This is a genomic window from Flavobacterium anhuiense (assembly GCF_004151235.1).
Lineage (GTDB): Bacteria > Bacteroidota > Bacteroidia > Flavobacteriales > Flavobacteriaceae > Flavobacterium > Flavobacterium anhuiense_A.
Genome location: NZ_JUIV01000018.1, coordinates 45,459 through 69,619 on the forward strand (window position 1 = coordinate 45,459; position 24,161 = coordinate 69,619).

Consider the following 24,161-nt stretch of genomic DNA (forward strand, 5'->3'; position numbering starts at 1 on the left):
TATGGATTCAGACAAAATCATAGCAGAATTAAACTTTAAAGCCGTTCGAAGCAGCGGTTCTGGAGGGCAAAACGTGAATAAAGTTTCGTCTAAAGTAGTTCTGACTTTTGATTTAAATGCTTCTCAAGCTTTGTCTGAAGACGAAAAATTATTATTGAAAGAAAATATTTCAGCAAGATTGACTTCTGAAAATATCTTAATTTTAAATTGTGACGAAGACCGAAGTCAGCTTAAAAATAAAGAAATTGTAACCAAACGATTTCTGGAAATTATCAAAAAAGGACTTTATGTTCCGAAAGTTAGAAAGGCAACTAAAGTCCCAAAAGCTGTAATTAAGAAACGAATCAAAGACAAAAAGAATGTTTCTGACTTGAAGAAATCAAGGAGAAAACCTAGCTTTGATTAAATATCAATTTTTAAAGTTCCAAATTCCATTAAACTAATTAAAAGTAAGTTTTTGGAATTTGGAATTTCTTTTTTGGAGTTTTAAATATTTTAACACTAAATTTGCACTGTCTCAAAGGGGTGCTCCAAATAACGAGCTGAGATCATACCCAAAGAACCTGAGCGAGTAATGTTGCTAAGGGAAAAAAACGACATTATCGAGCGTGCACACTTTATTTTGTCGTGAAACACATTTATTAATTTAACAAAGAATAATTCCCCCTTTTATTCGTAATTCTTTACGAATGAAAACTATTTTTTTAGGTACTGAGGTACTAAGTTTCAAAGGTTCTAAGGTTCGAAAAATGAGCAGAACCAAGTCTATTTTATTTCTTTCATCTATCTTCTTTTCTCTTTTCTCTTTTGCTCAGCAGCAGGATTCTACAAAAGTGAATCAGCTTGATGATGTTTTAGTTTCTGCGGTTCGTGTTACTACTAAAACTCCAGTTAGTTTTAGCAATATGGATAAAAAGGAAATTAAATATAGAAATTTAGGTCAGGACATTCCGGTTCTCATGAACTATCTTCCTTCAGTTGTAACAACTTCGGATGCAGGTAATGGTGTTGGTTATACAGGGATCAGAGTGCGTGGAAGCGATGCTACACGTGTAAACGTAACCATAAACGGAATTCCGTATAACGATGCGGAAAGTCAAGGAACATTTTGGGTAAATATGCCCGATTTTGCTTCTTCTGTAGAAAGCCTTCAATTGCAACGCGGAGTTGGAACATCTACAAATGGCGCGGGTGCTTTTGGCGCAAGCTTAAATATGCTAACGGATAGTTATGCTAGAAAAGCGACAGGTGAAATTTCAAGTTCTGCAGGATCATTCAATACATTTAAAAATACGGTAAAGTTTAGTACAGGTTTATTAAATGATCATTTTGAAATTGCTGGGCGTTTATCTACAATAAAAACACACGGATATATTGACCGAGGAAGTGCAGATTTAAAATCATATTTCTTGCAGGGAACTTACGTAGGCAAAACAACTTTAATTAAAGCGTTGGTTTTTGGAGGAACTCAAAAGACGTATCAATCTTGGAATGGAATTGATGGAGAAACTTTAAATGAAAACCGCACTTTCAATTCGGCAGGAATGTACACAGATGAAGCAGGAAATGTACGTTTCTATGATAATGAGACGGATAATTACAACCAAGATCATTATCAATTGCATTGGAGTGAATCCATTTCTGATAAATGGAGTACAAACTTTGCGCTTCATTATACTAAAGGAAAAGGATACTACGAAAACTATAAAGAAGATTCTGATATGGCCGAATATGGTTTAAATCCAGTTGGGACAGTTACAGAAACTGATCTAATTCGTCAAAAATGGTTAGATAATGATTTCTACGGAACTACTTTTTCTGCTAAATATGTGACTGAAAAACTAAATGTTATTTTAGGAGGGGGTTGGAATAAATATGAAGGCGATCATTTCGGAAAAGTAATCTGGGCGAGATACGCTTCACAATCAGAATTAGGAGATCATTATTATGATGATTATTCAACAAAAACAGACGGTAATATTTTCGCGAAAGCCAATTATCAATTCACTGAAAAATTAAGTTTCTATGGGGATTTGCAATATAGAAGAGTTCGTTACAAAGCCAATAGCGCTGAAACAGGTTTGGTAGATGATACTTTCAATTTCTTCAATCCAAAAGCTGGTTTGAATTATGCTTTCAACGAAAAAAACACTTTGTATTTCTCTTACGCAAGAGCAAATCGTGAACCAAATAGAACAGACTACGAAGGTGGAAATGTAAAACCAGAAAAATTGAATGATTTTGAATTAGGATGGAGATTCAACTCTGAGAAATTCCAGCTGAACTCAAATGTATATTACATGGGATACAAAGACCAATTGATTTTAACTGGAAGATTAGATGATGTTGGAAACCCAATTCGTGCTAATACAGAGAAGAGTTACCGTTTAGGTTTTGAATTTGATGCGACTATTGCACTTTCTGAGAAATTCACTTTAAGACCAAACTTTACTTTAAGCAGCAACAAAAATGTTGATTTAGCTGTTGATGGCGAATATTACGGGACAACAAAAATTGCCTATTCTCCAGAAGTAATTGCAGGAAACGTTATTGTATATAAACCTATGGAGAGATTGTATCTTTCATTATTGCAAAAATATGTAGGAGAACAATACATGAACAATATTGAACTTCCAGCAGCAAAATTGGCAGATTACTTTGTAAACGATTTTAATGCATCTTACGAAATAAAACCAAAAACGATTTTCCAATCTATAACGATTACAGCTTTGGTAAATAATATTTTTGATAAAAAATATGTTTCAAATGGTGCAATGTGGGATGTTTATCCGTACTATTATCCGCAAGCAGGAACAAATTTCTTAATTGGTTTGAATTTGAAATTCTAATTAAATCAAGACACAAAAAAAAAGCCTGAAAACTATTTCAGGCTTTTCTGTTTTTAATTATATACATGAACAACTGTTCCAGAAGATTCGACGCGATATTGTTTCATTGGATATTCTTTTCCGCCAAGTCCTGTAAATAAGTTGTATTGAGTTTTATCGCAAGAGCAAACAGCATAAATTCCATCGATTGTCATTGCTGTACAAGAAGTTAAGGCCTGATTTGGGCATGCAGCATCAAAAGCCGTATAAGTTCCTTCACCGGTTTTCATGACAATAATTCCTTTTGCACCATAATTGGCAACATAAACAGGGTTGCTTACATGCAGTAATTTGCTATAAGTCGGAAGATTTGTGTCGAGATAAGCATTTATCGAATAGTTTGGGATGTACGGATTATTATTGCTTCGATTATTGTCACTGCAAGCAAATAAAACTGCGGTAAATGCGATAAAGAACCAGATTTTTTTCATTATTTGAATAAGAATTAGTTAAAACAAAAATAATTTATTTAGATTTGAAATCTATATGATTAACATATAATTATGTACTATTAAAAATTATAGTATATTTGTGGTAAGAAAATCCCGTCGCGATGGGATTTTTTGTATTTATATAAACGATGAAGTTATGAGTAAAGTATCTTATTATACAGCTGAAGGATTAAAAAAATTAAAAGATGAATTGGAGCATTTAAAGAGTGTAATGCGTCCAAAGGCATCTCAAGATATTGCAGATGCAAGAGATAAAGGAGATTTGTCTGAAAATGCAGAGTATGATGCGGCAAAAGAAGCGCAAGGTTTATTAGAAATGAGAATTGCTAAACTTGAAGAAGTATATGCAAATGCAAGATTAATTGACGAATCGCAATTAGATGTTTCTAAAGTTTTGGTTTTATCAAATGTGAAAATCAAAAACCAAAGCAACGGAATGGAAATGAAATATACGCTTGTAGCAGAAAGCGAAGCTGATTTAAAAACAGGTAAAATCTCTGTAACATCTCCTATTGGTAAAGGATTGCTAGGAAAATCTGTTGGAGAAGTAGCTGAAATCACAGTTCCAAACGGAGTTTTGAAATTTGAGATTCTAGAAATTACAAGAGACTAAATATTAGTTTAACTGGTTAATCGTTTATTCGTTTAACCGATTACACAAATAAACCATGGCATCAATATTCACTAAAATAGTAAACGGAGAAATTCCAGCTTACAAAATTGCAGAAGACGAAAACTACTTAGCATTTTTAGATGTAAATCCAAATGCTAAAGGACACACACTTTGTATTCCGAAACAAGAAATCGATAAGATTTTTGATATGGATGAAGAACTGTATTTAGGTTTAATGAAGTTTTCTAAAAAAGTTGCAGCAGCTTTAGAAAAAACAGTTCCATGCAAAAGAATCGGAATAGCAGTTGTTGGACTTGAAGTGCCTCATGCACACGTACATTTGATTCCGCTAAATCATATGGATGAAATGCGTTTTATTGATAAAGTTTCACTTTCAAAAGAAGAGTTTGAAGCTTTAGCAAAAGATATTCAATCGAATTTGTAAGGATTTCGACTTCGCTCAACCTGAAAATAATATAAAGTGCAGTCTAGTTATGTTACTGCACTTTTTTATTTAAAGCAATCTGAAAAGTAGTTCCTTTCCCGATTTCAGAATGAAGGACTTTAATTTTTCCATTGTGATATTCCTCAACAATTCTTTTCGTTAAAGAAAGTCCAAGTCCCCAGCCGCGTTTTTTTGTGGTATATCCAGTTTCAAAAATAGTTTTAAACTGTTTTTTAGGAATTCCAGTTCCAGAATCTTTAATATTGATTTTTACCTGATGTGCGTCTTGTTCAATTTGAAGATCAAGAGTCCCTTTTCCTTTCATGGCATCAATAGCATTTTTAACTAAGTTTTCAATCGTCCAGCTATGCAAAGTAGGGTTTATCATTCCTAAAATAGGAGAATCTGGAGCATGAAACGAAAAGGCAACTTGTTTAGAAAAACGAGATTGTAAATACTCATAAGCCGTTCGGGTTTCTTCTACAATATCATGAAGTTCTAAAACAGGAATAGAACCAATTTTAGAAAAACGATCAGTAATGGTCTGCAAACGTTCAATATCTTTTTCGATTTCAGTACTAATCGATGAATCAATATTTTCGGTTTTTAATATTTCTACCCAGCCAATTAATGAAGAAAGAGGGGTTCCAATTTGATGTGCCGTTTCTTTTGCCATCCCCGCCCAAAGTTTATTTTGGGTTGCCATTTTAGTGCTTTTGTAGAAGTTATAAATTAAAGCAATACACAAGAATATAATTAGAAGCAGGGCAATCGGATAATATTTTAGTTTATTCAGTAATGAAGAGTTTCCGTAATATAGCGTCTGATATTTTCCTGGAGCATATTCAAAAGTGATAGGCTCGTTTTCATTTTTCAGCTTATTTAAGAAAGCAGTTCTTTTTTTCTTGTCATTAAGAATTTCGTCAGGAACATTTACCGCACTTACCACGTTATCATAAAGCATTATTATTCCAGGAATAGAAGTGTTATTGTTGAAAATCTGAAGCGGAAGTTCTACATCGGTATTTTCGTCGGCGTTGACTATAGTAATTTGCGCCTTCACAAAAAGGTTCATTTTCAAACGTTCCTCATTTTTAAAAATTTGGAAGAAAGTATATGTGTTCCAAAGAATTAGAGAAATGATTATAAAACAAACAGAAATAATAATCCAGCGGGTTGTATTTGTTCTTTCAGAAAAAGACATATCAGTTTTTTTGAGGTATAAATATAACGAAATATATACATTTTATATTTTGCCGGTGCTGAAAGATTTTTCGATTTTATCTCTAAAACTATTTCTTCTAATTAAACCATTTCAATACTTTTGTAGTTGCTAAAATGAGATTCTGTGTAAATTTTAAAGTATGATCAGCGTTAACCCAAAAGAGATTCCAACGGCCAAATTGCAAGGCTATCTGCAGAGTTCAATCGGACCGAGACCTATTGCTTTTGCAAGCACAATTAACGAAAAAGGGATTCCTAATTTATCTCCATTTAGTTTCTTTAACGTGTTTAGTGCCAATCCGCCGATTTTGGTTTTTTCTCCATCAAGACGCGTTCGTGATAATACAATTAAACATACTTTGATTAATGCCGAAGCGACTCGCGAAGTAGTAATAAATGTTGTTAATTATGATATTGTGCAGCAAACATCATTGGCAAGTACAGAATATGCAGACGGTGTAAACGAATTTATCAAAGCGGGATTAACTCAAATTCCTTCAGATTTGGTAAAACCATATCGCGTAAAAGAATCTCCAGTTCAATTTGAATGCAAGATTACCCAGATTATTCCGTTAGGAACAGAAGGAGGAGCAGGAAATCTGATTTTATGTGAAGTGGTAAAAATCCATATTCACGAGTCTATTTTAGATGAAAATGGAGCAATCGATCAGCATAAAATTGATTTGGTTTCAAGACTTGGAAATAATTGGTACTCAAGATCTAATCAAGGACTTTTTGAAGTCGCAAAACCCTTGACAACATTGGGAGTAGGCGTAGATGCGATACCAGATTTTGTAAAAGAAAGCGCTGTTTTTGATGGGAATGATTTAGGCAAATTAGGAAATATTGAAGCCTTGCCTACAAAAGAAGAAGTTAGTATATTTGTGAAAGAAAATTTCGCAGTCAAAGGAGTTTTAAGCTCAGACGACCAGAAAAAAGTACACTTAGAAGCCAAAAAATACTTGGATAATGGCGATGTAGAATCGGCGTGGAAAGTGCTTTTAGCTAAAAAATAAAAGAAATAGAAACAATAATTAATATAGACGAAGATGGAAGTTACAGGAAAAGTAAAAGTGGTTAACCCAGAGCAGCAAGTTAGTGCCTCATTCAAAAAAAGAGAGTTAGTTGTTACTACTGAGGAACAGTATCCACAACATATTTTAATCGAATTTACACAAGATAAATGCGATTTATTGAGTAGCTATAAACAAGGAGATGCAGTAAAAGTTTCTATCAATTTAAGAGGAAGAGAATGGGTTAATCCGCAAGGAGAAACTAGATATTTCAATAGTATTCAAGGTTGGAGAATCGAAAGAATGAGTGCTGATGCTCCTACACAAGCACCGCCAATGCCAACAGCAGAAACTTTTGCTCCAGCTACAAACGTAAACGAAGACGAACCAGACGATTTACCGTTCTAAGAGTTTAAAATTCAATTTACTAAATTCCAAATTCCAATTCATTCTCGTGAATTTGGAATTTGGAATTTTGTTTTTGATTTCTTTTGTTTAAAACTAAAACTTACATATAGTTTGGAATTTGGAATTTCAGTATTGGAATTTAAAAATGATTATTTTTAAAAATGTACTATTTATTCAACGATTTATATTTTCCGCCAGTTACAGAAGCTGATGAAGAAGGAATTTTAGCAATAGGAGGCGATCTAAGTCCAGAGCGTTTACTATTGGCTTACAAAAGCGGTATTTTTCCGTGGTTTAATGAAGGAGAACCAATTCTTTGGTGGGCGCCAGATCCGCGAATGGTATTGTTTTTTGATGAATTGGCGATTTCTAAAAGCATGCGAAAAATTCTCAATAAGAAAATATTTAAGGTTACTTATAATAAAAATTTCAAAGAAGTAATTTTAAACTGTCAGCAGATAAAAAGAGAAGGACAGGATGGAACTTGGATTTCGGATGAAATGATTGAAGCCTACTGCAAATTGAATGAAGAAGGAGTGGCAAAATCGGTTGAGGTATGGCAAGATGATGTTTTGGTTGGTGGTCTCTACGGAATTGATTTGGGAAAGAGAAAAATTTTTTGCGGAGAAAGTATGTTTTCTAAAGTTTCAAATGCTTCAAAAACGGCTTTTATTGCTTTAGCTTTATATTTGAAGAAAGAAAATTACAAGTTATTAGATTGTCAGGTTTATAATCCCCATTTGGAGAGTTTAGGCTGCCGCGAAATTGATCGTGAAGAGTTTATGTCCATTTTAAAAAGTAAATAGAAATAGGAAATGAGCGCAATTTACAGCATAAAAGAAATTTATATTTATCCGATAAAAAGTTTGGCGGGAATCAGTTTGAAGTCTGCAAAAGCGGAAGAAATGGGATTTGAAAACGATCGCCGTTGGATGCTGATCGATGCAGAAAATCAAATGCTTACGCAAAGAGAACATCGAATCATGAGTCAATTTTATCCACAGATTTTAGATGGAAAAATTGGTATTACTTTTCAAGACCAAAAACATGAATTTTCTATTGATGAGTCTTTAGAAAATACAATTAAAGTAAATGTTTGGGATGATAAGAGCGAAGTTGTTGAGGTAAACCAAGAAACTTCAAAATGGTTTAGTAAACATTTGGGATTTGAATGTAAATTGGTCAAAATACTAAAAAATGGAGCTCGTAAACACGAAAGCTCCAGATTGAAAGAAACATTCAATGTAAGTTTAGCAGACGGTTATCCATATTTATTAATTGGAACCAAAAGCTTTGATTTTTTGAATGACAAATTGGATGAAAAAATTACCATAAAAAGATTTCGTCCAAACCTTGTAGTAAGCACTGAAAATCCTCATGAAGAAGACGATTTTAAGACCTTTACAATAGGAGAAGTTCAATTTAAAAATATAAAACCCTGCGGAAGATGTGTTATGGTGAACAATGATCCGGAAAATGGGCGTTTAAAAAAAGAACCTCTAAAAACGTTAAGTAAATACAGAAATGTAGACAATTCGGTTTTATTCGGAACCAATATTGTGAGTCTAAATTCTGGTATTATTAGCGTTGGTGATGAGGTTGTTTTTTAGAAATTCAACTTTGTAAAGTTCCAATTCAAAGTATTAAAGATTATTAATTCATTATTTAAAGTTGGTAATTCGAGAATCAATTTTAATGTTTCATGTGCCATCATATTTCCAATGATTCCAGGTAAAGTCCCTAGAACTCCGTTCAAATTACAATTCGGAACATCCTTTGGATTTGGCATTTCTGGAAACAAATCGCGAAGGTTTTTACTTCCGTTATGATTGAAAACGGCAATTTGTCCTTCAAATTTTAAAATGCTTCCATAAACCAGAGGCTTTTTCAATTCAACGCAAGTATCATTCACCAAATAACGAGTAGAAAAATTATCAGAACCATCCACGACAAGATCATATTGCTGAATGATTTTTGATGCATTTGCAGTGGTTAATTTTTCATTAATCGCAACAGTTTCAATTAACGGATTTAGTTTAGAAACCACTTTTTTTGCCACAATAGCTTTTTGCTGACCAATTTTATTTTCAGTGTATAAAATCTGTCTGTGAAGATTGTGAATTTCAATCGTATCAAAGTCCATAATTCCGATAAAACCAACTCCAGCCGTTGCGATATATTGTAAAATTGGACAACCTAAACCGCCAGCTCCAATTACTAAAACTTTTGCTTTTTTTAATTTTTCCTGGCCTTCATCGCCAATTTCAGGAAGAATGGTCTGTCTGTTATAACGCAGAAATTCTTGTATAATGCTCATTTTTTTAATTGTGAATTGTGAATTGTAAAATGTTAAGTCTTGAAACCTTAAACTTGAAACTTGAAACTTGAAACATTTCAACTATAAGCTTTGTCCCAGTCTTTCCAAACAGGTTCATAGCCTGCATTTTTTATGATTTTTGAAATTTCTTCTGCCGTACGTTCATCGCTGATTTCGAATTGCTCCAATGATTGCGGATCAACAACATAACCGCCGGGATTTGTCTTAGAACCAGCACTCATACTCGTTACTCCAATTGGGATAATATGGTTTCTGAATTTTTCATTTTCACGAGTTGAAATCGAAATTTCTAAATCTTCATTCCACAATCTGTAAGCGCAGATTAATTGCGTCAAATCTTTATCGTCCATAATAAAATTGGGTTCGATAATTCCTTCTGCTGGACGCAGGCGAGGAAAGGAAACCGAATATTTTGTCTGCCAATATTTCTTCTGCAAATAATCTAAATGTAAAGCACTGAAAAAGCTATCGGTTCGCCAATCTTCTAAGCCTAATAAAACTCCCAAACCAATTTTATGAATTCCAGCAGTTCCAATTCTGTCAGGAGTTTCCAATCGATAATCAAAATTTGATTTTTTGCCTTTGGTATGATACTTTTTGTAAACTTCCTGATGATACGTTTCCTGATAAACCAAAACGGAATAAACTCCAGCCTCATGCAAACGCTGATAATCTTCGGTTGAAAGTGGCTGAACTTCAACAGAAATAATCGAAAAATCGTTTTTAATCAAATTAATCGCGTTTAGAAAATAATTAATGTTTACGGTGTAATTGGCTTCGCCTGTAACCAATAAAACGTGATCAAAACCAGCGCTTTTTAATACTTCAACTTCTAGTTTTATTTCTGCGTCAGTCAATGTTTTTCTTTTGATTTTATTGTCTAAACTAAATCCGCAATAGGTGCAGATATTTTGGCATTCGTTGCTGAGATATAATGGAGCGTACATTTGGATGGTTTTTCCGAAACGTTTCTTAGTAATTTCATGGCATTTCTGTGCCATTTGTTCTAAATAATTCTGAGCGATTGGAGAAATCAAAATCAAAAAATCGTCAAGATTGTATTTGGTTTTAGCCAAAGTACGTTCGACATCTTTTGATGTGGTTTTATATATTCTGGTCTGGATTTCATCCCAATTGTATTGCTCGAAAATGGATTTGAATGTTTTCATTTTGTTTTGGTTTCACGCAGATTTTACAGATTTAAGCTGATTAAAATGATTTAATTTTTGATCTGTGTGATTGATTAGATTTTATTTGCAATTCTTTTAATGTCATTAAGAATGTTTGTCGTATTGAAATTTACTAACAAGCCTAATTTTTTATTTGTTAATCTTAAGTATGTTGCTACTTGTTTGTAATGAATAAGGGCTAAATCCTCTACAGATTTTAATTCTATAATTACTTTGTCTTCTACTAAAATATCAATTCTAAAAGCTGGATCTAACGTTATTTCTTCATATGGAATTATAACTTCAACTTGTTTTTGAATCTTTAAATCCAGCTTTTCTAATTCATAAAACAAAGCACTCTCATAAACAGATTCAAACAAACCTGGTCCTAAATTGTTATACACTTTAAAAATTGCTCCTCTTATCAGATACGAAATTTCATTCTCAGTCATAATTCTCCAAATTTTATCAAAGGAATAAAATTAAGAATTTTCTTTCTTTTTAAAAGGTTGGTTTTATGCAGATTTGAGCAATAAAAAAATCAAATTAAATCTGCTTCAATCTGCAGAAATCTGCGTGAAACCAAAAATTACTCATAAAGAAAAGAAGTCAAAGGACTAGAAGCTGAAGCATAATTTTGTTGATTGGCGACTTTCGCTTCAAAAGCCTTTCTTCCTGCAATAACCGTTTCTCTAAAAGCCTCAGCCATTAATTTCGGATTTCCTGCTACAGCAATTGCCGTGTTTACCAAAACAGCATCGGCACCAATTTCCATCGCTTTTGCGGCATCAGAAGGAGCTCCAATTCCAGCATCGACAATAACGGGAACCGTACTTTGCTCAATTATAATTTCAAGGAAATCAATCGTTTTTAAACCTTTATTACTTCCAATTGGTGAACCCAAAGGCATTACTGCAGAAGTTCCTGCACTTTCTAAATGTTTGCACAAAACAGGATCAGCATGAATGTAGGGAAGAACGATGAAACCTAATTTCGCCAATTCTTCAGTTGCTTTTAAAGTCTCCATCGGATCTGGCATTAAATACTTTGGATCTGGGTGAATTTCTAGTTTTACCCAATTGGTTTCAAGAGCTTCTCGTGCCAATTGAGCGGCAAAAACAGCTTCTTTAGCATTTCGCGCTCCAGAAGTGTTGGGTAATAAATTGATATTAGGGTGTTTTAAATGCGATAAAATGGCGTCAGTATCGGTTTCCAGATCAATGCGTTTTAGTGCAACAGTAACCAATTCGCTTTCTGAAGCTAAAATGGCGCTTTCCATTTCTTCATTTGAACCAAACTTTCCTGTTCCAAGAAACAAACGGGAATTAAAGGTTTTGTCTCCTATATTAAACAATGATGTTTGCATATAATTTTTCTTTTAATTGTTGAATTAATTTTTCCTTTTCATCACTTTCGGTAATGATTCCAGAAACGGCAATTCCGAAAATTCCAGTTTCCATTAACGGACTTACATCTCTTAAAGTGATGCCTCCTATAGCATAAACTGGAATTTCGATTTTATTTTTTTTCAGTTTTTGAAGTATGTCAAAATAGCCCGATAATCCTAAAATCGGACTTAATTTTTCTTTTGTGGCAGTAAAGCGAAAAGGGCCTAATCCGATATAATTGCATCCATTTTTAACGTGATTTTGAATGTCTTCAAAAGTATTAGCAGTTCCTCCGATTACTTTTGAAGCGCCTAAAAAAGCTCTAGCTTCGTCGATTTTAGTATCGGTTAGACCTAGATGAATGCCGTCAGCATCTATTTCTTTAGTAAGTTGCAAATCGTCGTTTACAATAAAATTGGCTGTGTACTTTTCACATAAAGGTTTTACCGCTTCTGCTAAAGTAAAAGCGTCTTTTGGTGTCTGGTTTTTAAAGCGCATTTGCACCCAATTACAGCCTGAGTCGAGCGCCTGATGAATATTGTGCAATTGTTTTTCGATGGTTTCGCCCTGTGAGATATATTGAAGTTTGCTATACATGGTGATATCCGATTAAAGTTGGTGTTGAACTCAGGTAATTTTCGATATAGATTTTAGCATTTATGCAAGCAGTTTCCATAGTTTGATTTAGTGCTAAATTTGAAGCGATTGCAGAAGAAAGTACACAGCCAGAGCCATGTTTTTCAGAACATTTTTTTTCTGTTGGAAATAAATCGATAATCTTATTTTTTAAAAACAATTGATCTTTTCCGACTTGGTTTAAATTATGTCCGCCTTTGAGCAGAATTGCAGTCGAAATTTCATTTTCAATCCAAAGATTATCTTTTATAAAACCAGGAAGCAATTGTTCAATTTCGATGTAATTGGGGGTAATCAAATCTATTTTGGATAGTACTTGGTGTAAGTTCGAATGATCTTCGATATTTAAAAAATCGAATTCTGTTGTCGATTTTAAAACTGGATCCCAGACAATTTTTGTGCCTGGTGAAACTAGTTTTATGCTCGAAAGAATGCGATTTAAATAAGACAGAGAAGGTACAATTCCGATTTTGACAGCGCTGATTTTATAGTTTTGAAACAAGACTTCAATAGATCTGATAACAAAATTGATATTAATCCATTCTATTTTATAAAACTCATTTTCTGTTTGAATGGTGTTAGCAGTCACAACGGCAAAACCGCTGACTTTATGCTGTTCAAATGTTTTGATATCAGCCAAAATCCCAGCGCCTCCAGACGGATCTAAACCTGCGATTGTGAGTACGAAAGGACGATTTTCTGACATAATTTAAATTGTTTTACAGGATTTTCATGGTTCCAAATACTTCCTAAAAGAGCGATATCATCAAAACCATTTTTAAGAGTCTTGTGTATGTTTTGAGAATCAATTCCGCCTAAAGCAATAACTTTAGTTTTGTGATTTTTTCGCAATTTTAATGCTTCAAAAAGATCAATTTTTGGATGATAATTTTCTTTTGAAATGCTTTTAAAAACTGGACTTAAGAATGCATAATCAAAATCATTTTCTAATGAGTTAAAATCTTCAATTGAATGTGTTGACGTTGATTTAGATCTACAAGGTTTTGAAAACCTTGCAGGAAAGGCTGAATTCTGTTTTCTTTCTTTCTCAGAAAAATGAAATCGGTCAATGCCAAAATCTTCTGCTAAATGATGATGATTATGTAAAACCAGTTTATTTCGAAATTCTAGTTTTATCTGGTTAATAAATTGAGCCATTTCCAACTCGGAAAAATTAGGTTTCCGAATATGAAGCAAAGACAATCCTTCTTCTAATAGAGAATTCAGCATTTCAATTTCATCTTCAATAAAAAAAGGATTTGTAATCACAATCATATCTTTCTTTTTGATTCTTTTGTCTTTTTACTTAAATATAAATCTCTTTCCCTTGCTCAATAAATTCCTCTGATTTCTCCTGCATTCCTTTTTCTGCTGCAGCGACATCTCTAATTTCTTGTGATATTTTCATAGAGCAGAATTTTGGCCCGCACATCGAACAGAAATGTGCCACTTTTGCACCATCAGCTGGAAGTATTTCATCATGAAATTCTCTTGCGGTATCTGGGTCTAAGGCCAAATTAAACTGATCTTCCCAACGGAATTCAAAACGTGCTTTACTCAATGCATTATCACGATATTGCGCTCCCGGATGACCTTTTGCTAAGTCGGCAGCATGAGCCGAAATTTTATACGTGATTACGCCGTCTTTTACGTCTTTTTTGTTTGGCAAACCCAAATGTTCTTTTGGAGTTACATAACATAGCATTGCGCAACCGTACCAGCCAATCATGGCCGCTCCAATTGCAGAAGTGATATGGTCGTAGCCTGGTGCAATATCTGTTGTCAAAGGCCCTAAAGTATAAAATGGCGCTTCGTGACAATGTTCTAACTGTTTGTCCATGTTTTCTTTAATCATGTGCATTGGTACGTGCCCTGGACCTTCTATGAAAACTTGCACATCATGTTTCCAAGCAATTTTTGTCAATTCACCTAAAGTTTCCAATTCTGCAAATTGTGCAGCATCATTAGCATCTGCGATCGATCCCGGACGTAAACCATCTCCAAGAGAAAAAGCCACATCATATTGTTTCATGATTTCGCAAATTTCCTCAAAATGTGTATATAAGAAGTTTTCTTTATGATGAAATAAGCACCATTTTGCCATAATTGATCCACCGCGCGAAACAATTCCAGTAACACGATTTGCGGTTAAATGAATGTAACGAAGCAAAACTCCGGCGTGAATTGTAAAATACGAAACCCCTTGTTCTGCCTGCTCGATTAGCGTATCACGGAAAATTTCCCAAGTCAAATCTTCTGCAATTCCTTTTACTTTTTCAAGAGCCTGATAAATCGGAACAGTCCCGATTGGAACAGGAGAATTTCTAATAATCCATTCTCTGGTTTCGTGAATATTTTTTCCTGTAGATAAATCCATAATGGTGTCAGCGCCCCAGCGACAAGCCCAAACGGCTTTTTCGACTTCTTCTTCAATGCTTGAAGTCACAGCGCTGTTTCCAATATTGGCATTGATTTTTACCAAGAAATTACGACCCACAATCATCGGTTCACTTTCTGGATGATTGATGTTGTTTGGAATAATAGCTCTTCCGCAGGCCACTTCTGATCGAACGAATTCTGGAGTGATTTTGCTTTTTGGAGTATTTGCGCCAAAACTTTGTCCGCCATGCTGGCATTGCATTGCTTTGGTTTGTTCGTTTAAAAGCTCGATTCGCTGGTTTTCACGAATCGCGATATATTCCATTTCTGGCGTGATAATTCCTTGTTTGGCGTAATACAATTGTGTTACGTTAGCGCCTTTTTTGGCACGTTTTGGCTGATGCAAATATTCAAAACGAAGATGATTTAGTGTTTCATCTTTTAATCGACTTTGACCATAATCTGAAGTGATTTCATCTAAAATTTCAACATCATTTCGATCAAGAATCCAACTTTCGCGTAAGCGTGGTAATCCTTTTCGAATATTGATTTCAATATTTGGATCAGTGTAAGGCCCAGAAGTGTCGTAAACTGTTACAGGAGGATTTTTTTCAATGCCGCCGTTGGAAAGTTTAGTATCGCTCAAAGCAATTTCTCGCATAGCGACTTTTATCGGATGAATTTCTCCGTCGATATAAACCTTTTTAGAATTGGGAAATGGGGTTCTGGATATTTGTTCTTCTTTAGTCATAGTGTTTTTTGTTTCAGGTTTCAGGTTTACTGTAGAGACGCATTTCAATGCGTCTACGTAAGGTTGGCAAATTGGAATTTAACCACCCTGCGTAGCAGAAATAATCAAAATTTCGTCGGTTTCTTGTACGAGGAATTCGTTCCAATTGGTTTTTGGAACAACAGTATTGTTAACAGCAACGGCAATTCCGTTTTGTTTGTGCGGAATTTCGAGATCGAGCAATGATTGAACGCTTAGCGATTCAGCATTGAATTTTTTAGTTTGTTGATTGATTTTTAGTTCCATTCCTTTTAAGTTTAGTGTATAGATACACGTTAGGAATGGCTGCAATAACGCATAGAAATGCGTTCAAGAAGTCATCTTACTTTTCCCTACGCTAGTATGAACTAGATCAGGTTCAGAGGGTAAAATCTCAGCCTGCGTGATGCAGACACCCCTAAAGTGTGAAGCAAATGTAATGAATTTTTGTTTAAAAGTTTCAGGTTTCATGTTTCAGGTTCAAAAAAAATGAAACTGCAACTGAAAACTATTTATTTCTTGTCCAGCAATCTTCCACATGATCATTGACCATTCCAGTCGCCTGCATGTGAGCATAAATGACTGTTGAACCTACGAATTTGAAACCGCGTTTTTTTAAATCTTTACTGATGGCATCAGAAATTGGAGTGGTTGCTGGAATATCTTTTAGCATTTTTGGCTTATTGTCAATCGGTTTTCCGTCAGTAAATTTCCAGATGTAATCAGAAAAAGTTCCAAATTCTTCTTGGACTTTCATAAAAGCCTGAGCATTTGTAACAGCCGATTTAATTTTAAGTTTATTGCGGATGATTCCTGTATCTTGCATCAATTCTTCTATTTTTTCTTCAGAATAATCAGCAATTTTTTTATGGTCAAAATTATCAAAAGCAGTTTTGAAGTTTTCTCTTTTGTTTAAAATAGTAATCCAGCTTAAACCTGCTTGAAAAGTTTCTAGAATTAAAAACTCAAAAATAGTCGGGTCGTCATAAACTGGAGTTCCCCATTCTTCATCATGATATTTTTTATATAAATCGCTGGCAGAACACCAGCCGCATCTTATTGGTTCCATTTTTTATTTTAAATGTATAAAAAAAGCTTCAAACTATGAAGTCTGAAGCTTTTGGTAAACTTATTTTTTTGAATTACTTTTTCTTGTATATAGAAACAGCACTTACTGATATGCCTCCTTCAGAATATGTCATTTTTACTTTTAACGTACTACTGCTTAATTCAGAGATTTCCCATTTAACCTCCTCATCACTATATTTTAGAGTTAATGTATTTCCATCTTTTTTCCAAGTTCCATCTTCAGTATAGGTGCTACATTTTGAATCCCAATATTCTGATGTGATATCGATGAATTTTCCATCATTAGTAAAAGTCATTGATGGAATTTCACAGCCTTCACTATCATAAGGTTGTATCACCTCTTGGCCATTTAGAATTGCTCCTTGGTGAGTTACTTCCCATTTTCCTTCAATTGATCCGCCGTCCTTGTCATCATCACTGCTGCAAGAAACCGCTGTTAAACCTAATGTCAAGATTGACACAAAAAGAATGCTTAGTTTTTTCATTTTTGGTAGATTTTATTTGTTAAATGTTTGGCAAAAGTAAAATCTTTTAAGATAAAACCAAGGATTTCTAATAAGTTTTTTCGTATTTTTTGTTATTGATTTGTAATTGACTGTGTGTCAGGTGAATCTGTCTTTTTTTGTTTAGTTTTCCATTATCTTCCAATTTGCCAGCTATATCCTTTTACGCTCGGAATATAAGCTGAACGACCAATTATTACTAAATTATTATAAATTTTCCTGTTGTATTTAATGCCAATCGCATTTCCAGAAGTATACATTTTATTGGCTTTAAAAACTACCTTCATTTTGCCATCTTCCAATTCTGCATCAGATATTCGCTCCACTAGCCAAGTAGATTGCCATTTTACAGCCAACTCGTTTTCGGCTGTTTTAGTTACACTTTTTACTAATTTTACTGCTTCCGCTGGAATTTCAAAGTGTTCTGTTAGTTCTTTCTGAGTCATGGTCTGACCCATTTTACAATTGTCTAATATTTTACGGACATTGACAAAATTTAAAAGCTTGTCGTTAACTTCTTTTTTTATAGAAGTTGGGGGAATGGCTGTGTTATTTGTAGTTTGGGAACTTATCGGTTTAAAATCTATTGGATTTTTGACTGAAAAAGGATTTTTTGGGACAACAGTCTTTTTTGACTCAAATTCTTTTGGTGCTGTGATAGTTTTTGAAGAAATCTTTGGATTTACTTTCACAGTAGCAGGTGTCAGGTTATTGACAGACTGAATGACTTTTTGGGACTGTCTTTTTTCATCATTGCCACAGCTTAAAAAGAGATAGGTAGCAGAGAATAAAATAAGCAAGTAATTTTTTTTCATGACCTAAATATTTTTTTATTCTTTATCCTTTATGTGCAGGATCTTCGTCCAAATATTTTTTAATCAAATGATGTCCTAAATAAATTGCTGGAGTTAATAAGATAGCTATTGCTAGTTTAAAAGTGTATCCTATTAATCCTGAAGATATAAAGGTGTCGAAATCAATTTTTCCGGGAAGCCAAAATGCAATTCCTAAAACAATAAACGAATCAAATAATTGCGAAATAACAGTAGAACCGGTTGCTCTCAGCCATATTTTCTTTTCGCCGGTTCTGTTTTTAAAGAACCAAAATATCCACACATCAATAAGCTGTGATGCCATGAAAGCGATTAAACTTCCAACAATAATCCACATACTCTGCCCAAAAACGGCTTGAAATTGATCGTCGTTTACTGGGCTAATTCCTTTTGCAGCTGGAATAGTAATCGCCATAAAAAGTATTAAAAAAGCATATGCAATCAGACATGCAGTTATGAAAGAAAGTTTTTTTACGCCTTTTTCGCCAAAATATTCGTTAATCAAATCGGTAGTTAGAAATACAACTGGCCAAGGTAGAATTCCTATACTCATGACAAAAGGCCCAATTTGAATTAACTTTCCTCCAATTAACTCAGCAACAACAGCATTGGTAATAAATATTCCTGCTAAAATTACAAAAACAATTTCTTTTCTGGTTCTAAACATTTGATTTTTGGTATTGATATTTCAAAAATAAACTATTTCTTTTAAATCTTTGAAACTATAATTCGTTAGCGTATGAAGTTTGCCTTCGATTGGTTAATTTTGAGATTCTGTTGCATTTTTTGGCAGTCAGATTTTGCACAAAATTAATTAATGCATTTGTTATGAAAACACCGATAGAATTAGATAATCCATTGTTAAAAGATTGGTCTGGGCCTTACGGAGGAGTTCCAGATTTTACGGCCTATAAAGTTTCAGATTTTAAGCCCGCAATAGAATTCGCAATTAAAGAAAAATTAGAAGAAATTGATGCAATTGCAAATAATGTAGAAAAACCGACTTTTAAAAATACAATTGAAGCGTTGGAGTTATCAGGAGAAAAATTAGATAAAATTCAGGCTGTTTACGGTATTTACAGATCTAATTTGAGCACTCCAGAATTTAACGTAGTAGATACCGAAATGTCGCCAAAATTAGCAGAGATTAATGATAAACTGTATCAGAATGAAAAACTATTCTCTAGAATTGAAGCCTTGTACAAATCAGATGAAAAGAAGAATTTAACGAAAGAACAGCAACGTTTATTATGGCTTTATTATACCGATTTTGTTAGAGAAGGAGCAGAGCTAAAAGCTCAAGATAAAGAGAAAGTAGCTAAGATTAATCAGGAATTAGCGGGACTTTTTACTGCTTTTAGTCAAAAGTTACTTGCAGAAGAAAACAATCAATATATAGAGCTAAATACAGAAGCTGATTTTGACGGTTTGCCTGAAGAATTTAAGAATGCAGCTATTGCCGAAGCAAAAGAGCGAAATCTTACTGCTTTAGGCTGTATTGGAAACACTAGATCTTCCATTGAACCTTTTCTGACTTTCTCAAACAGAAGAGATTTAAGAGAAAAAGCTTTTGATATTTTCGTGAAACGAGGCGATAATAAGAACGAAAATGATACAAATGAAACACTTGTGTCAATTCTAAAATTAAGGGCTGAAAAAGCAAAGATTTTAGGCTTTTCGAATTTTGCCGAGTGGAGTTTGTCAAATAAAATGGCTAAAGATCCGCAGAAAACGCTCGATTTGATGCATTCTGTTTGGAAACCTGCTGTAGAAAAAGTAAAAAATGACGTTTCGGCTATGCAAAAAATGGTGGATGAAGAAGGTGGAGATTTTAAAATTCAGCCTTGGGATTACCGTTATTACGCAGAAAAAGTACGAAAGGCGAAATATGATTTAGATCAGAATGAAATTAAACAATATTTGCAGCTGGAAAATTTGCGAGAAGGAATGTTTTGGACGGCTGGTGAATTGTTTAACTTAGGTTTTAAGCAATTATTTGATGTTCCGGTTTATCATCCTGATGTTCGAGTTTGGGAAGTGAATAATAAAAATACAGGAGAAGCGATAGGACTTTGGTATTTTGATCCTTATGCACGTACAGGAAAGCGTTCCGGAGCTTGGATGAATTCGCATAGAGATCAGCAGAGAATAACAGGTAATGTGCTTCCTATTGTGTCAAACAATTGCAATTTTATTAAAGGAAATAGTGGTGAGCCTGTTTTGATTTCGTGGGATGATGCCACGACTTTATTTCATGAATTTGGACATGCACTTCATGGATTGTGTTCTAATGTTACGTATCCGAGCCTTTCAGGAACTTCTGTTGCAAGAGATTATGTCGAGTTTCCATCTCAGCTATTAGAGCATTGGCTGGCAACGCCTGAGGTTTTAAACAAGTTTGGGCTTCATTATAAAACAAACGAACCATTATCGCAGTCATTGGTAGAAAGAATAGGAAAAGCGGCTAACTTTAACGAAGGTTTTGCAACGGTCGAAACGATTTCTAGTTCTTTTGTCGATATGAAATTGCATTTAACAACTGATATAATTGATCCGCATGCATTTGAAGAGAAAGTCTTAACTGAAATTAATATGCCTTCGGAAATTGCAATGAGGCACAGAATTCCGCAATTTGCACATATTTTTTCAAGTGACGGTTATGCGGCTGGTTACTACAGTTATTTGTGGGCAGATGTTATCAATGCAGATGCTTATGAGGCTTTTTTGGAAGCAGAAGGGCCGTTTGATAAAAATGTTTCCGAGCGACTTTATAAAACAGTTTTAAGTGTTGGAAATACTATTGATAATGAAGAAATGTATGAGAATTTTAGAGGGCATGCCCCGAAATCTGATGCATTGATGAGAGCAAGAAATTTTCCAGTTGAAAGTTAATTTATGTAAGAATAAAAAAGCCCGAATAAATAAATATTCGGGCTTTTTAATATTGAAAATAATATATTAACCTAAAGTAACTCTTTTGAAACCAGTGATTTCAACATTGAATCCTTTTACGTAATCACCAACTTTTTTACTGTCATCTTTGATGAAGTTTTGATCTAAAAGAGCTTTCTCTTGATCTAAAGTTGTGTTATCAGAGATAAAACGTTGTACTTTTCCTGGAAGAATTTTGTCCCAGATTTGCTCTGGTTTACCTTCAGCTTTTAATTCAGCTTTAGCATCTTCTTCAGCTTGTTTGATAACTTCTGGAGTTAATTGAGAGAAAGAGATGTATTTAGGAACATTTTTCAAAGTTTTTCCTAAACGTTTTGCTTCTTCATTATCTTTTTCAATTACAGCAATACGAGCAGCAAGTTCAGATTCAACGAAAGCAGGATCAAAATCTTTGTAAGATAATGTGTCAGCTCCCATAGAAGCAACTTGCATAGAGATGTCTTTTGTTAAAGCTTCAGCGTTAGCAACGGGAGCAGAAATTGCAGTTAAAGCAGCAATTTTATTAACGTGAACATAAGATCCAACGTAAGCACCTTCTAAAATTTCGAAACCACCGATTTCGATTTTCTCACCGATAACTCCAGTTTGCTCGATTAATTTCTCAGCAACTGTAATTCCGTTGAAATCAGAAGCTAATAATTCTTCTTTTGTAGAGAAGTTGATAGCTCTTTCTACTAAATCTTTAGCTAAAGCAACGAAAGCTTCGTTTTTACCTACGAAGTCAGTTTCGCAGTTTAAAGTGATGATAGCTCCTTTAGTGTTGTCAGCATTGATAAAAGAAACAGCAGCTCCTTCAGCAGACTCACGGTCAGAACGGTTAGCAGCAACTTTTTGTCCTTTTTCTCTAAGGATTTGTATCGCTTTATCGAAATCTCCTTCAGCTTCAACTAAAGCTTTTTTACAGTCCATCATTCCGGCACCTGTAGATTGTCTTAATTTATTTACGTCTGCAGCAGTAATTGTTGACATAATATTTTGAATTTTTAATGTTAAAAGTAAAAAATTCCAGCTTTTAAATCCCAAACTCCAATTTTATTAAATTATCAACATAACGTTTTTAATTTTGTATTTGGAATTTGGAATTTAAAATTTGGAATTTAAAATTTGATTTATTCTTCAGTTTCAGTTGCAGGAGCAGCTTCAGCCTCAACAGCAGGAGCTTCTTCAGCAGCTTCAACTTCTTTTTCAGCACCTCTGTCAGAAAGACCTTCGATTACTGCAGTAGTTACTAAAGATAAAATTTTGTCAATTGATTTAGAAGCGTCATCATTTGCAGGAATCACGTAATCAACCTCTCTTGGGTCTGAATTCGTATCAACCATTGCGAAAACTGGAATGTTTAATTTTTGAGCTTCTTTTATTGCGATGTGTTCAGCTTTGATATCTACTACGAACAATGCTGCAGGTAGTCTTGACATATCAGCAATTGAACCTAAGTTTTTCTCTAATTTAGCACGTAGACGATCAACTTGTAAACGCTCTTTTTTAGATAAAGTGTTGAAAGTACCATCTTTCTTCATTTTATCGATAGAAGACATTTTTTTAACTGCCTTTCTGATAGTTACGAAGTTAGTCAACATTCCACCTGGCCATCTTTCAGTGATGTAAGGCATGTTTGCAGCTTTTGCTTTATCAGCAACGATGTCTTTTGCTTGTTTTTTGGTAGCTACGAATAAGATTTTTCTACCTGATGCAGCGATTTTTTTCAAAGCTTCATTAGCTTCTTCAATTTTAGCTGCAGTTTTATATAGATTGATAATGTGAATACCATTACGCTCCATATAAATGTAAGGAGCCATGTTTGGATCCCATTTTCTAGTCATGTGTCCGAAGTGAACACCTGCTTCTAGTAATTCTTTTACTTCTATTTTGTTTGCCATTTTTGTACTAGTTTACGTTCTGTTGATTAGCAATGTCTGAATGGCGGTTTCCCAGGCTTCATACATTTAGATGCTAAACTATATCCTACCTCGATAGGAGAGCAACAATAACTGTGTTTTTTAATTTCAATAAATAATTGATAATGTCTTGTCCCATCTGAACAAGACAGGTAATATTAACGTTTAGAGAATTGGAATCTCTTACGAGCTTTCTTCTGACCGAATTTCTTACGTTCAACCATTCTAGGGTCTCTTGTTAATAAACCTTCTGGTTTAAGGATTCCTCTGTTTTCAGCGTTAACTTCACACATTACGCGTGCTAATGCCATTCTTACAGCTTCTGCCTGACCAGTTGTACCACCTCCGTAAACGTTTACTTTTACGTCAAAGTTGTTTACATTTTCTGTCATAGACAATGGTTGTAAAACTTTGTATTGTAAAGTTGCAGTTGGAAAGTAAGTTGCGAATTCTTTTTTGTTTACAGTGATGTTTCCAGTTCCTTCAGAAACGTATACACGTGCAACAGCGGTTTTTCTTCTACCGATTTTGTGAATAACTCCCATTACTTAAGATCATTTAGGTTAACAGTTCTAGGTTTTTGAGCTCCGTGTTTGTGCTCAGATCCTACAACAACATTTAGATTTCTAAAAAGTTCAGCACCTAATTTGTTTTTAGGTAACATACCTTTTACAGCTTTTTCTACTAATGCAGCTGGATTTTTAGCTTGCAATACTTTAGCAGTTAAAGTTCTTTGTCCTCCTGGGTAACCTGTATGACGCATGTAAATTTTGTCATTCATTTTTGTACCTGTAAGGTTAATTTTTTCTGAGTTGATAACAATTACGTTATCTCCACAGTCAACGTGCGGTGTGTAACTTGGCTTGTACTTACCTCTTAAGATCATTGCAACTTTAGAAGCAAGACGTCCTAAGTTATGACCTTCAGCGTCAACAACAATCCACTCTTTAGTTACAGTGGCTTTGCTTGCTGAAACTGTTTTGTAGCTTAATGCGTCCATAATATTATTTTAATTAAACATTCCATCCCCAATAAAGGGGATGCAAAAGTACAATTAATTATTTTAAAACCAAATACCTGAAAGAATATTTTATCTGCTGAAAATCAGGGACTCAGTTTTTGAATTAATTAATGTATAAAAAAACCGTCTCTACAATAAAGTAA

28 protein-coding genes and 1 riboswitch are annotated in these 24,161 nt (G+C 34.1%); of the genes, 9 read left to right on the forward strand and 19 right to left on the reverse strand.

Features of this window, described 5'->3' with window-relative positions; translation table 11 throughout:
* Position 1: 1 nt before the first annotated feature.
* Complete coding sequence (arfB, locus tag NU08_RS18060) at positions 2 to 406, forward strand: alternative ribosome rescue aminoacyl-tRNA hydrolase ArfB (protein ID WP_129748507.1); 405 nt, start codon at positions 2 to 4, stop codon at positions 404 to 406.
* Positions 407 to 689: 283 nt separating this feature from the next.
* Positions 690 to 2,849 carry a TonB-dependent receptor gene (locus tag NU08_RS18065; protein WP_129748508.1) on the forward strand — a complete coding sequence of 720 codons (2,160 nt, stop codon included), beginning with the start codon at positions 690 to 692 and terminating at the stop codon, positions 2,847 to 2,849.
* Positions 2,850 to 2,902: 53 nt separating this feature from the next.
* Here the strand turns inward: NU08_RS18065 and NU08_RS18070 are convergent, their stop codons facing one another.
* Positions 2,903 to 3,319 carry a hypothetical protein gene (locus tag NU08_RS18070; RefSeq protein WP_129748509.1) on the reverse strand — a complete coding sequence of 139 codons (417 nt, stop codon included), beginning with the start codon at positions 3,317 to 3,319 and terminating at the stop codon, positions 2,903 to 2,905.
* 157 nt (positions 3,320 to 3,476) lie between these two features.
* Here NU08_RS18070 and greA point away from each other — a divergent pair, with 157 nt between their 5' ends.
* Positions 3,477 to 3,953 (forward strand): transcription elongation factor GreA, encoded by a 477-nt coding sequence (gene greA / locus NU08_RS18075; RefSeq protein WP_008466743.1) that lies wholly within the window; start codon positions 3,477 to 3,479, stop codon positions 3,951 to 3,953.
* A gap of 55 nt (positions 3,954 to 4,008) precedes the next feature.
* Complete coding sequence (locus NU08_RS18080; protein ID WP_129748510.1) at positions 4,009 to 4,398, forward strand: HIT family protein; 390 nt, start codon at positions 4,009 to 4,011, stop codon at positions 4,396 to 4,398.
* A 52-nt stretch (positions 4,399 to 4,450) separates the two neighbouring features.
* On the opposite strand, the gene NU08_RS18085 is transcribed toward NU08_RS18080, so the two are convergent.
* On the reverse strand, positions 4,451 to 5,602 hold the full coding sequence (locus NU08_RS18085) for a sensor histidine kinase (protein ID WP_129748511.1): 1,152 nt from the start codon (positions 5,600 to 5,602) through the stop codon (positions 4,451 to 4,453).
* 160 nt (positions 5,603 to 5,762) lie between these two features.
* On the opposite strand from NU08_RS18085, the gene NU08_RS18090 reads away from it, so the two are divergent.
* From NU08_RS18090 to NU08_RS18105, 4 genes are all read left to right on the forward strand, one after another.
* Positions 5,763 to 6,638, forward strand: coding sequence for a flavin reductase family protein (locus tag NU08_RS18090; RefSeq protein WP_129748512.1), 876 nt, complete (start codon positions 5,763 to 5,765; stop codon positions 6,636 to 6,638).
* A 33-nt stretch (positions 6,639 to 6,671) separates the two neighbouring features.
* Positions 6,672 to 7,043, forward strand: coding sequence for a DUF3127 domain-containing protein (locus tag NU08_RS18095; protein ID WP_129748513.1), 372 nt, complete (start codon positions 6,672 to 6,674; stop codon positions 7,041 to 7,043).
* A gap of 161 nt (positions 7,044 to 7,204) precedes the next feature.
* On the forward strand, positions 7,205 to 7,849 hold the full coding sequence (aat, locus tag NU08_RS18100; RefSeq protein ID WP_129748514.1) for a leucyl/phenylalanyl-tRNA--protein transferase: 645 nt from the start codon (positions 7,205 to 7,207) through the stop codon (positions 7,847 to 7,849).
* Between the two features lie 9 nt (positions 7,850 to 7,858).
* On the forward strand, positions 7,859 to 8,653 hold the full coding sequence (locus NU08_RS18105; protein ID WP_129748515.1) for an MOSC domain-containing protein: 795 nt from the start codon (positions 7,859 to 7,861) through the stop codon (positions 8,651 to 8,653).
* Here NU08_RS18105 and NU08_RS18110 read toward each other — a convergent pair.
* From NU08_RS18110 to NU08_RS18170, 13 genes are all read right to left on the reverse strand, one after another.
* Entirely contained in the window at positions 8,650 to 9,360 is a 711-nt protein-coding gene (locus tag NU08_RS18110; RefSeq protein WP_129748516.1) for a HesA/MoeB/ThiF family protein, read from the reverse strand. The two genes, NU08_RS18105 and NU08_RS18110, sit on opposite strands and share 4 nt — an antisense overlap.
* 77 nt (positions 9,361 to 9,437) lie before the next feature.
* The gene (thiH, locus tag NU08_RS18115) at positions 9,438 to 10,550 is read right to left on the reverse strand and encodes a 2-iminoacetate synthase ThiH (RefSeq protein ID WP_129748517.1); all 1,113 of its coding nucleotides are present in this window, start codon (positions 10,548 to 10,550) and stop codon (positions 9,438 to 9,440) included.
* Positions 10,551 to 10,624: 74 nt separating this feature from the next.
* Complete coding sequence (locus NU08_RS18120; RefSeq protein ID WP_129748518.1) at positions 10,625 to 11,002, reverse strand: GxxExxY protein; 378 nt, start codon at positions 11,000 to 11,002, stop codon at positions 10,625 to 10,627.
* Positions 11,003 to 11,139: 137 nt separating this feature from the next.
* Entirely contained in the window at positions 11,140 to 11,916 is a 777-nt protein-coding gene (locus NU08_RS18125; RefSeq protein WP_129748519.1) for a thiazole synthase, read from the reverse strand.
* A complete protein-coding gene (locus NU08_RS18130) occupies positions 11,897 to 12,535 on the reverse strand; it encodes a thiamine phosphate synthase (RefSeq protein ID WP_129748520.1) in 639 nt (212 codons plus the stop codon). Before NU08_RS18130 ends, NU08_RS18125 begins: the two co-directional genes overlap by 20 nt.
* Positions 12,528 to 13,280: a hydroxymethylpyrimidine/phosphomethylpyrimidine kinase gene (locus NU08_RS18135; RefSeq protein WP_129748521.1), complete on the reverse strand. Its 753-nt coding sequence runs from the start codon at positions 13,278 to 13,280 to the stop codon at positions 12,528 to 12,530. The genes NU08_RS18130 and NU08_RS18135 overlap by 8 nt, the downstream gene beginning before the upstream one ends.
* Positions 13,238 to 13,849, reverse strand: a complete 612-nt coding sequence (locus tag NU08_RS18140) for a thiamine phosphate synthase (protein WP_129748522.1) — start codon at positions 13,847 to 13,849, stop codon at positions 13,238 to 13,240. The genes NU08_RS18135 and NU08_RS18140 overlap by 43 nt, the downstream gene beginning before the upstream one ends.
* 31 nt (positions 13,850 to 13,880) lie before the next feature.
* Positions 13,881 to 15,704, reverse strand: coding sequence for a phosphomethylpyrimidine synthase ThiC (gene thiC, locus NU08_RS18145; RefSeq protein ID WP_129748523.1), 1,824 nt, complete (start codon positions 15,702 to 15,704; stop codon positions 13,881 to 13,883).
* Positions 15,705 to 15,782: 78 nt separating this feature from the next.
* Positions 15,783 to 15,989: a sulfur carrier protein ThiS gene (thiS, locus tag NU08_RS18150; RefSeq protein ID WP_129748524.1), complete on the reverse strand. Its 207-nt coding sequence runs from the start codon at positions 15,987 to 15,989 to the stop codon at positions 15,783 to 15,785.
* Between the two features lie 66 nt (positions 15,990 to 16,055).
* A riboswitch (TPP riboswitch) is annotated at positions 16,056 to 16,152 on the reverse strand.
* Positions 16,153 to 16,230: 78 nt separating this feature from the next.
* The gene (locus NU08_RS18155; RefSeq protein WP_129748525.1) at positions 16,231 to 16,791 is read right to left on the reverse strand and encodes a DNA-3-methyladenine glycosylase I; all 561 of its coding nucleotides are present in this window, start codon (positions 16,789 to 16,791) and stop codon (positions 16,231 to 16,233) included.
* A gap of 73 nt (positions 16,792 to 16,864) precedes the next feature.
* A complete protein-coding gene (locus NU08_RS18160) occupies positions 16,865 to 17,296 on the reverse strand; it encodes a lipocalin family protein (protein ID WP_129748526.1) in 432 nt (143 codons plus the stop codon).
* A 152-nt stretch (positions 17,297 to 17,448) separates the two neighbouring features.
* Positions 17,449 to 18,129: a hypothetical protein gene (locus NU08_RS18165; RefSeq protein ID WP_129748527.1), complete on the reverse strand. Its 681-nt coding sequence runs from the start codon at positions 18,127 to 18,129 to the stop codon at positions 17,449 to 17,451.
* A gap of 22 nt (positions 18,130 to 18,151) precedes the next feature.
* Positions 18,152 to 18,814: a queuosine precursor transporter gene (locus NU08_RS18170; protein ID WP_129748528.1), complete on the reverse strand. Its 663-nt coding sequence runs from the start codon at positions 18,812 to 18,814 to the stop codon at positions 18,152 to 18,154.
* A 161-nt stretch (positions 18,815 to 18,975) separates the two neighbouring features.
* On the opposite strand from NU08_RS18170, the gene NU08_RS18175 reads away from it, so the two are divergent.
* Positions 18,976 to 21,039 (forward strand): M3 family metallopeptidase, encoded by a 2,064-nt coding sequence (locus NU08_RS18175; RefSeq protein ID WP_129748529.1) that lies wholly within the window; start codon positions 18,976 to 18,978, stop codon positions 21,037 to 21,039.
* A 66-nt stretch (positions 21,040 to 21,105) separates the two neighbouring features.
* Here the strand turns inward: NU08_RS18175 and tsf are convergent, their stop codons facing one another.
* From tsf to rplM, 4 genes are all read right to left on the reverse strand, one after another.
* A complete protein-coding gene (gene tsf / locus NU08_RS18180) occupies positions 21,106 to 22,068 on the reverse strand; it encodes a translation elongation factor Ts (RefSeq protein ID WP_073413567.1) in 963 nt (320 codons plus the stop codon).
* A gap of 140 nt (positions 22,069 to 22,208) precedes the next feature.
* Positions 22,209 to 22,979, reverse strand: coding sequence for a 30S ribosomal protein S2 (rpsB, locus tag NU08_RS18185; protein ID WP_008466790.1), 771 nt, complete (start codon positions 22,977 to 22,979; stop codon positions 22,209 to 22,211).
* A 176-nt stretch (positions 22,980 to 23,155) separates the two neighbouring features.
* Positions 23,156 to 23,542, reverse strand: a complete 387-nt coding sequence (rpsI, locus tag NU08_RS18190; RefSeq protein WP_012023687.1) for a 30S ribosomal protein S9 — start codon at positions 23,540 to 23,542, stop codon at positions 23,156 to 23,158.
* Entirely contained in the window at positions 23,542 to 23,997 is a 456-nt protein-coding gene (gene rplM, locus NU08_RS18195; RefSeq protein WP_008466793.1) for a 50S ribosomal protein L13, read from the reverse strand. The genes rpsI and rplM overlap by 1 nt, the downstream gene beginning before the upstream one ends.
* Positions 23,998 to 24,161: the final 164 nt, after the last annotated feature.

Excerpts from the sequence above, each read along its gene's own strand:
- arfB (WP_129748507.1), top strand. The coding sequence starts at position 2 with ATGGATTCAGACAAAATCATAGCAGAATTAAACTTTAAAGCCGTTCGA.
- NU08_RS18090 (WP_129748512.1), top strand. The coding sequence starts at position 5,763 with ATGATCAGCGTTAACCCAAAAGAGATTCCAACGGCCAAATTGCAAGGC.
- rpsB (WP_008466790.1), bottom strand. The coding sequence starts at position 22,979 with ATGGCAAACAAAATAGAAGTAAAAGAATTACTAGAAGCAGGTGTTCAC.
- NU08_RS18165 (WP_129748527.1), bottom strand. The coding sequence starts at position 18,129 with ATGAAAAAAAATTACTTGCTTATTTTATTCTCTGCTACCTATCTCTTT.
- NU08_RS18125 (WP_129748519.1), bottom strand. The coding sequence starts at position 11,916 with ATGCAAACATCATTGTTTAATATAGGAGACAAAACCTTTAATTCCCGT.
- NU08_RS18140 (WP_129748522.1), bottom strand. The coding sequence starts at position 13,849 with ATGATTGTGATTACAAATCCTTTTTTTATTGAAGATGAAATTGAAATG.
- greA (WP_008466743.1), top strand. The coding sequence starts at position 3,477 with ATGAGTAAAGTATCTTATTATACAGCTGAAGGATTAAAAAAATTAAAA.
- NU08_RS18085 (WP_129748511.1), bottom strand. The coding sequence starts at position 5,602 with ATGTCTTTTTCTGAAAGAACAAATACAACCCGCTGGATTATTATTTCT.
- aat (WP_129748514.1), top strand. The coding sequence starts at position 7,205 with ATGTACTATTTATTCAACGATTTATATTTTCCGCCAGTTACAGAAGCT.
- rplM (WP_008466793.1), bottom strand. The coding sequence starts at position 23,997 with ATGGACGCATTAAGCTACAAAACAGTTTCAGCAAGCAAAGCCACTGTA.
- NU08_RS18095 (WP_129748513.1), top strand. The coding sequence starts at position 6,672 with ATGGAAGTTACAGGAAAAGTAAAAGTGGTTAACCCAGAGCAGCAAGTT.
- NU08_RS18080 (WP_129748510.1), top strand. The coding sequence starts at position 4,009 with ATGGCATCAATATTCACTAAAATAGTAAACGGAGAAATTCCAGCTTAC.
- NU08_RS18160 (WP_129748526.1), bottom strand. The coding sequence starts at position 17,296 with ATGAAAAAACTAAGCATTCTTTTTGTGTCAATCTTGACATTAGGTTTA.
- NU08_RS18170 (WP_129748528.1), bottom strand. The coding sequence starts at position 18,814 with ATGTTTAGAACCAGAAAAGAAATTGTTTTTGTAATTTTAGCAGGAATA.
- thiH (WP_129748517.1), bottom strand. The coding sequence starts at position 10,550 with ATGAAAACATTCAAATCCATTTTCGAGCAATACAATTGGGATGAAATC.
- rpsI (WP_012023687.1), bottom strand. The coding sequence starts at position 23,542 with ATGGGAGTTATTCACAAAATCGGTAGAAGAAAAACCGCTGTTGCACGT.
- NU08_RS18120 (WP_129748518.1), bottom strand. The coding sequence starts at position 11,002 with ATGACTGAGAATGAAATTTCGTATCTGATAAGAGGAGCAATTTTTAAA.
- NU08_RS18105 (WP_129748515.1), top strand. The coding sequence starts at position 7,859 with ATGAGCGCAATTTACAGCATAAAAGAAATTTATATTTATCCGATAAAA.
- NU08_RS18065 (WP_129748508.1), top strand. The coding sequence starts at position 690 with ATGAAAACTATTTTTTTAGGTACTGAGGTACTAAGTTTCAAAGGTTCT.
- tsf (WP_073413567.1), bottom strand. The coding sequence starts at position 22,068 with ATGTCAACAATTACTGCTGCAGACGTAAATAAATTAAGACAATCTACA.
- NU08_RS18070 (WP_129748509.1), bottom strand. The coding sequence starts at position 3,319 with ATGAAAAAAATCTGGTTCTTTATCGCATTTACCGCAGTTTTATTTGCT.
- NU08_RS18175 (WP_129748529.1), top strand. The coding sequence starts at position 18,976 with ATGAAAACACCGATAGAATTAGATAATCCATTGTTAAAAGATTGGTCT.
- NU08_RS18135 (WP_129748521.1), bottom strand. The coding sequence starts at position 13,280 with ATGTCAGAAAATCGTCCTTTCGTACTCACAATCGCAGGTTTAGATCCG.
- NU08_RS18155 (WP_129748525.1), bottom strand. The coding sequence starts at position 16,791 with ATGGAACCAATAAGATGCGGCTGGTGTTCTGCCAGCGATTTATATAAA.
- NU08_RS18130 (WP_129748520.1), bottom strand. The coding sequence starts at position 12,535 with ATGTATAGCAAACTTCAATATATCTCACAGGGCGAAACCATCGAAAAA.
- thiS (WP_129748524.1), bottom strand. The coding sequence starts at position 15,989 with ATGGAACTAAAAATCAATCAACAAACTAAAAAATTCAATGCTGAATCG.
- NU08_RS18110 (WP_129748516.1), bottom strand. The coding sequence starts at position 9,360 with ATGAGCATTATACAAGAATTTCTGCGTTATAACAGACAGACCATTCTT.
- thiC (WP_129748523.1), bottom strand. The coding sequence starts at position 15,704 with ATGACTAAAGAAGAACAAATATCCAGAACCCCATTTCCCAATTCTAAA.